General features: G+C 66.4%; 4 protein-coding genes and 1 pseudogene. 2 read left to right on the plus strand and 3 right to left on the minus strand.

Annotated elements, in window-relative coordinates; translation table 11 throughout:
- The first annotated feature begins 29 nt into the window (after positions 1-29).
- A complete protein-coding gene (locus VSR34_RS21140; protein ID WP_028210488.1) occupies positions 30-2,402 on the plus strand; it encodes an EAL domain-containing protein in 2,373 nt (790 codons plus the stop codon).
- A 71-nt stretch (positions 2,403-2,473) separates the two neighbouring features.
- Complete coding sequence (locus tag VSR34_RS21145) at positions 2,474-3,679, plus strand: chromate transporter (protein WP_342963381.1); 1,206 nt, start codon at positions 2,474-2,476, stop codon at positions 3,677-3,679.
- A gap of 117 nt (positions 3,680-3,796) precedes the next feature.
- Here the strand turns inward: VSR34_RS21145 and VSR34_RS21150 are convergent, their stop codons facing one another.
- The 3 genes and pseudogenes from VSR34_RS21150 to VSR34_RS21160 all read right to left on the minus strand — a co-directional run.
- Positions 3,797-4,255, minus strand: a complete 459-nt coding sequence (locus VSR34_RS21150; protein ID WP_028230603.1) for a CopD family protein — start codon at positions 4,253-4,255, stop codon at positions 3,797-3,799.
- Between the two features lie 241 nt (positions 4,256-4,496).
- Entirely contained in the window at positions 4,497-6,812 is a 2,316-nt protein-coding gene (parC, locus tag VSR34_RS21155; protein ID WP_028230602.1) for a DNA topoisomerase IV subunit A, read from the minus strand.
- Between the two features lie 64 nt (positions 6,813-6,876).
- Positions 6,877-7,225, minus strand: a pseudogene (locus tag VSR34_RS21160) (DNA topoisomerase IV subunit B); the annotation flags it as partial.

The raw sequence follows: 7,225 nt of genomic DNA on the forward strand, positions 1-7,225 counted from the left end.
GGTGAGCCCACGCGCCTACGGCGGCTGCAATGAGCACCCGCCGGGGTCCGTTCTCGCGCGATGCGAGCCTGCGCGGCACTCCCAGGCCGGCCTACACGCGCCCGCGCGCGCTGCTCGCCATCCCGCTGCTCGGTGTGCTGGTGCTGGTCCTGCTGTGGGCAGTGATCTTCACGCGCTTGTCCGTCGAGAAGGAAGCGACGATGCGCGAGGCCACGGCTTCCGCGGCCATCCTCTCGGCGGCGCTCGAACAGCACACGGTCAAGGCGATCCACCAGGTCGACCAGATCACGCGCTTCGTGAAGTACGAGTTCGAGAAGTCGCCTGAGCGCTTCAATCTCGCGAGCACGGTCGAGAAGGGCGTCGTGCAGAGCGACTCGCTCGTGCAGGTGTCGATCATCGACGAGCACGGCAAGCTCGTCGCCAACACGGCCGAGCCGAACCCCAAACCCATCGACCTCTCGGACCGCGAGCACTTCAAGGTGCACGAGCACGAGAACGACGACCAGCTCTTCATCAGCAAGCCGGTGCTCGGCCGCGTGTCCGGCCACTGGACCTTGCAGATGACGCGCCGCCTCAACCACCCCGACGGCTCGTTCGCGGGCGTGGTGGTGGTTTCGGAAGACCCGAGCTACTTCACGAGCGACTTCTACAACAATGCGGCGATCGGCCGTGACGGCGTGATCGCCGTGATCTCGGACAGCGGCGCCGTGCTCGCGCGCCGCACGGGCAGCGCCGAACGCGCGAACGGCGCCTTCTCGGCGAGCGGCGTCTATCCGATCTCCGAGCACGCCTCGGGCACCTACGTCGACCCGATCGACCACGTCGCGCGCATCGTCTCGTACCGCCACATCGACGGCTATCCGCTCGCCGTGCTGGTCGGTCTTTCGCAGGCCGAAGAGTTCGCCGACTACAACCACACGCGCGACGTCTACCTGATGATGGCGACGTTCATCTCGCTCGCCATGCTGTCGTTCTTCGCCGTGGCAACGGGGCTGATCGGCAAGCTGCTCGGGCGCGAGCGCGAAATGTCGCAGCTCGTGCAGTACGACCTGCTCACGGGCCTGCCCAATCGCTACGCCACGCTGCAGCGCCTGCGCCACGAAGTCTCGCAGCCGGGCAACCTCGGGCGGCTCGCCATCCTCTTCATCGACCTCGACAACTTCAAGACCGTCAACGACACGCTCGGCCACAACGCCGGCGACATCGTGCTGCAGATGAGCGCCGCGCGCCTCGCCGACGCCGTGGGCGGCGCGGGCACGCTCGCGCGCATCGGCGGCGACGAGTTCGTCGTGATCGTGAAGGGCGACGACATCGAAAAGCGCGCCATCGCGCTCGCCGAGGCCACCAACGCCGCGTTCACCCATCCGTTCGACGTGCGCGGCAGCGCCTTCGTCCTGCATGCGAGCACGGGCATCGCGCTCTTCGCGGTCGCGCACGAGAGCGAGATCGATCTGCTCAAGAAGGCCGACCTCGCGATGTACGCCGCGAAGGAGGCCGGCCGCAACTGCTTTCGCTTCTACTCGCCGCAGCTCGCCCACCGCGCCGACCACCTGATGAAGTGGGAGCAGCAGCTGCGCGTCGCACTCGCCGAGGACCAGCTCTTTCTCGCGTACCAGCCGAAGATCGATCTGCGGCGGCGCTGCATCACGGGCTTCGAGGCGCTCGTGCGCTGGAACCATCCGCAGTACGGGCTCATCCCCGCGGGCGAGTTCATTCCGGTGGCCGAATCCACGGGCCTCATCGTGCCCGTGGGCGACTTCGTGATCCGCACCGCATGCGCGCAGCTCGCGCAATGGCAGCAGCAGGGCTACGAGTCGCTCACGCTCGCGATCAACATCTCGGCGGTGCAGTTCTGGCGCGGCGATCTCTACGAAACCGTTGCGCGCGCAATCGAAGAGACCGGCATCGCCGCGCACCGGCTCGAGCTCGAGATCACCGAAACCGCGATGATGGAGTACCCGGAGCTCGTCTCCGAGAAGATCTTCGCGTTGAAGCGTCTTGGCGTGCGCGTCGCGCTCGACGACTTCGGCACGGGCTATTCTTCGCTGTCCTACCTGAACCGCTTCGCCGTCGACACGCTCAAGGTCGACCGCTCGTTCGTGCAGGCCATTCCCGGAGACCGCAGCGTTTGCGTGATGGTCTCGGCGATCGTGAATCTCGCGCGCTCGCTCGGGCTGACGGTGGTCGTCGAAGGCACCGAAACGGAGGAGCAGATCGCGTGGCTCGCCGCGCTCGGACCGATCGAGGCGCAGGGCTTCCTGTTCTCGCGCCCGGTGCCGGTCGAAGAGGTAGCCGCGTTGATCGAGCGCTTCGGCGTGTGCAGCGCCACACCGCCGGGTACGCAGACGGCACACGAAGATAGCCGCAACGAGCGACTGAGCGACGCGCCGCAACCGCGCTAACGGGCACCTCTCGCGCATCGCGCGTGCCTTCTCGCACAGACCCGCACGCACTTTCGCCGCATGATTCAGCCATGTCACCCCGCACCGACGACGCGCTTGCGACGCCCAAACGCGACGATGATGAACCCCTGCTGAAGCTCTTTCGCGTCGTGCTGACCGTGTCCGCGATCTCGTGGGGCGGTCTCGCGCTCATGGCGCAGCTGGAGCAGCACTACGTGGCGCGCGAGCGGCGGCTGACCCAGACGGCATTCTCGGATCTCGTCGCGCTCGCATGGATGGTGCCGGGGCCGGTCGGATGCAATGTGGCGGTGCAGTTGGGACACGCGCTGCGCGGCCGCACGGGCGCGTGGGCCGCCGGCGTGGCGAGCGTGCTGCCCTTCTTCACCGTGATGACGGTATTCGCCGCTTTCTACCGCACGCCGCTCGTGCATGGGGCCGCCTCTCGCACGTTACTGGACCGCTTCAGCGTGGTGCTCGCGATGCTGATCGCCGTGACCTGGTATCGGCAAACCTGCGCGCTCGTGCGCGGCCCGCTCGAATGGGGCGTGGCGCTCGCGGCCTGCGTGGCGCTCGCGCTCGCCGCCAGCGGCGCGGCGTACGTGGTGGTTCTCCTTCTCGCATTCGCCGTGGGCTGGCTTGTAAGCCCCGTGCCTTCGCAGAGGCTCGACATGCGCGTGACGCGGCGCGACGTGCGGCTGCTCGCTGTGCTTGCCGCGCTGATCGCGATGTTCGCGCTGCCGCTGCCGCAGCGGCTCGACGCGGCGCTGTTATGGCCGCGGCTCGCCGGCGCGGGCATGACCCTGTTCGGCGGCGGCTTCTCGGCGCTGCCGGTGCTCAAGACGCTGTTCGTCACGCCAGCCGTGGGCATCAGCAACGACGATTTCACGCTGGCGTTCACGCTCTCCCCGCTTTCGCCGGGGCCGCTCCTGAACGTGGTGCCGTTCTTCGGCTATCTCGTGGATGGCTGGACGGGCGCGCTCGTCGCCACGCTCGCGCTTTTCGTGCCGTCGGGCTGCCTCGTCGTGCTCGCGCGGCGCCACGTGCACGGCATGAGTGCGAACCCGCGCTTCGAACACGCCATGAGCGTGCTGCGCGCGGCCACGACCGCGTTCCTGGCGATCGCCGTATGGCATATCGTGCGGCGCGTGCCGCTGCATCCGTCGTACCTGCTGACGGCCCTGTTCGCGGCGATGTGCTTCGGCAAGCTCAAGCTCCCCGCCTACGCGGTCTATGCGACGGTGGGTCTCGCATGCGGCGCGTGGGTGCTTTTGACTTGATGCGCGGGCATGAAGCACGACCTCATTTGCTGATCGAGGCGCGCTCGCAAAACCACCCGAGAGCGCACGCGCCTCGGGTGGCGGAAGAAACAGGAGAAAGCGACGCCGAAGCGCCAATCAGAACCCGCGCGCAAGCACCGCGACACCGATCGTCACGACACCCAGCACGAGATTGATCACGACGAGCCGGCGCACGGTGCCCACGGCGCGCGCGCCGTCGGGCCACTTCTGCGCCTGCACGGCGCGGCGGATACGCGGAAACACGGCGAAGCGGATGTGGCCGAAGATCAGCATCATCAACACGCCGAGGCCCGCCATGGCATGCAGTTGCCAGGTGGCGTGCCCGCCGCCGAACTGCATGAGCAGGAAGCCGCCGGAAACCAGGATCACGATGACTGCCGCGCCCACCCAGTTGAAGAAGCGGCCGAACACCGATTCGATGAGCGGAAGGCGCAGTTGCGGCGAGAGGTCTTCGAGCGCCGGGCGCAGACAGAAGTGCGCGAAGACCATGCCGCCCACCCAGACGGCAACGCCCAGCAGATGCAGAAAGAGCGCGGTTGCGATCGCGTGGCCCATGCTTGAGATCCCTCGTTATGTCGTTGTTCGCGGCATTATTCCATGCCATGCGGCCGTTCGCGCAGGATATGTGTCGACGGGAGTTGGTGCTTTAGCACTTTGCGACCGGAGTTAGTGCCTTAGCACTTTGCGACCGGTGTTAGTGCTTTAGCACTTACCCCGGTCCCACGCAAAGCGCCGGTCCCACGCAGAGCGCTCCCGTCCCACGCAGAGCACTCCCGTCCCACTCCGAACCCCGCCTTTATTGCGGCAACACCGGACGCATACCCGTCACGACCTTGAGCTTCGAGTCCGGCGTGCGGCCCTTGCGCGCGCGTTTGCCGACCTGCGGCGAGAGCACCGCGCCCGCCATCAGGTCCTCGCCCGCCTTGCCGCCGCGACCCGTGCCCACGAGCACGACGCCTGCCGCACTGATCGCGAGCGCCTGCACGAGCTTCTCATTGTCGTCGAGCTGCATCAGCGTCACGCCGCGCCCGCCGCCCGAAAGCGTCTTCATCTCGTCGAGGCCGAACACTAGCAGGCGCCCACCCGACGAAAGACACGCCACCTGAATCGCATCGGGCAGCATTGGCATCGGCGCCAGCGGCGCGCAGCCCTCGTCGATGGTCATGAACGCCTTGCCCGCCTTCACGCGGCTCACCATGTCGCCGATCTTCGCGATGAAGCCGAAGCCGTTGCTCGACGCCAGCAGCAATTGCTGCTCCGCGTTCGCGGCGAAGTAATGCAGCAGATGCGTGCCCGCTTCGAGTTCGATGAGCGACGTGACCGGCACGCCGTCGCCACGGCCGCCCGGCAGGTTCGCGATCGCCACCGAATAGACGCGCCCGTTGCTGCCCCACGCGATGAGCGTGTCGGGCGTGCGGCACTGGAACGCGGCGTACAAACCGTCGCCGGCCTTGAACGTGAATCCTTGCGTGTCGAGCCCATGGCCCTTGAGCGCACGCACCCAGCCCTTCTGCGAAACGACCACCGTGACCGGCTCGTCCACCACGCGCGCCTCGAAGCTCGCGCGCTTTTCCTGCTGGATGAGCGTGCGGCGGTCGTCGCCGTACTGCTTCGCGTCGGCTTCGATTTCCTTCACGATGAGCCGCTTCATCGACGACTCGTTCGCAAGCAGTTCTTCGAGCTTCGCCTTTTCCTCGCGCAGTTCCGCGAGTTCCTTCTCGATCTTGATCTTTTCGAGCCGCGCCAACTGACGCAGACGGATTTCAAGAATGTCCTCGGCCTGGCGCTCGGAGAGCCCGAACGCGCTCATCAAGGCGCTCTTGGGTTCGTCCGACTCGCGGATGATGCGGATGACCTCGTCGATATTGAGGAAGACGATCATCCGCCCTTCGAGGATATGGATGCGGTCGTCGACCCTGGTGAGACGGTATTTAGTGCGGCGCGTGACCGTCGCGAAGCGGAAGCCGATCCATTCGCCGAGGATCTCGCTGATGCCCTTCTGACGCGGACGGCCATCGGCGCCGATCATCACGAGATTGAGCGATGCGTTCGACTCGAGGCTCGTGTTCGCGAGCAGCGAATTGACGAATTCGGACTGATCGATGCGGCTCGTCTTCGGCTCGAACACGAGGCGCACGGGTGCATCCTTGCCCGACTCGTCGCGCACGGCATCGAGCAGCGCGAGCATGGTCTGCTTGCTCTGCAGCTGCTCCGGCGTGAGCGTCTTCTTGCCGAGCTTGAGCTTCGGGTTCGTCAGCTCCTCGATCTCTTCGAGCACCTTCTGGCCCGATGTGTTGGGCGGCAGCTCGGTCACCACGAGTTGCCACTGCCCGCGCGCGAGATCCTCGATCTTCCAGCGCGCGCGCACCTTGAGGCTGCCGCGACCCGATTCGTAGGCCGCCGCGATTTCCGCGTCGCTCGAAATGATCTGGCCGCCGCCCGGAAAATCGGGCCCCGGAAGCCGCTCCATGATCTCCGCGTGCGAAAGCTTGGGATTGCGGATCATCGCGACGGCTGCCGACGCAACCTCGCGCAGGTTGTGCGACGGAATTTCCGTGGCAAGACCCACCGCGATACCCGATGCGCCATTCAGGAGCAGCATGGGCAGGCGCGCTGGCAATGTCTTCGGTTCCTGGAAGGAACCGTCGTAGTTCGGCATGAAATCGACGGTGCCCATGTCGATTTCATCGAGCAGCAGCTTCGCGATGGGCGTCAAGCGCGCTTCGGTGTATCGCATGGCCGCTGCGCCGTCGCCGTCGCGCGAGCCGAAATTGCCCTGGCCGTCGATGAGCGGATAGCGCATCGAGAAGTCCTGGGCGAGACGCACGAGCGCGTCGTAAGCCGACTGGTCGCCGTGCGGGTGGTACTTGCCGAGCACGTCGCCCACCACGCGCGCCGACTTCACGGGCTTGGCGTTGTCGCCGAGGCCCATTTCGTTCATCGCGAAGAGAATACGGCGCTGCACCGGCTTCTGGCCGTCGCAGACGTCGGGCAGCGCGCGGCCCTTCACCACGCTCACCGCGTAGTCGAGATAGGCGCGTTCCGCGTAGTGGCCGAGCGTGAGCGTGTCGCCGTTCGGGGCGTCGGCCACTTCAGCAAATAGATCGTCCATGTTTCAATCAGTCCGTAATCGTGTGTGCGCGTGTGTGTGTGCGCGTGATGGGCGCTGGCGCGTATCAGATGTCGGCTTCGACTTCGTTGCCCTTCTCTTCGAGCCACGAACGGCGCGAAGCCGCTTCGCCCTTGCCCATGAGCATCGTCATGCGCGACACCGTGGCCTCGTAGTCGAGGTCGCCGAGCACGATGGGCGAGAGGCGGCGCGTGTCGGGATTCATCGTCGTATCCCAGAGCTGCTCGGCGCTCATTTCGCCCAGGCCCTTGAAGCGGCTGATGCTCCACTGCGTGTCGCGCACGCCGTCCTTGCGCAGCTTGTCGAGAATCGCTTCGAGCTCGCCTTCGTCGAGCGCGTAGAGCTTCTGCGCCGGCTTCTTGCCGCGCGCGGGCGCATCCACACGGAACAGCGGC

The organism is Paraburkholderia sp. JHI2823 (genome assembly GCF_038900695.1).
Classification (GTDB): domain Bacteria; phylum Pseudomonadota; class Gammaproteobacteria; order Burkholderiales; family Burkholderiaceae; genus Paraburkholderia; species Paraburkholderia mimosarum.

Coding starts and splice junctions, on each gene's coding strand:
- VSR34_RS21140 (WP_028210488.1), top strand. CDS start 30: ATGAGCACCCGCCGGGGTCCGTTCTCGCGCGATGCGAGCCTGCGCGGC.
- VSR34_RS21145 (WP_342963381.1), top strand. CDS start 2,474: ATGTCACCCCGCACCGACGACGCGCTTGCGACGCCCAAACGCGACGAT.
- VSR34_RS21150 (WP_028230603.1), bottom strand. CDS start 4,255: ATGGGCCACGCGATCGCAACCGCGCTCTTTCTGCATCTGCTGGGCGTT.
- parC (WP_028230602.1), bottom strand. CDS start 6,812: ATGGACGATCTATTTGCTGAAGTGGCCGACGCCCCGAACGGCGACACG.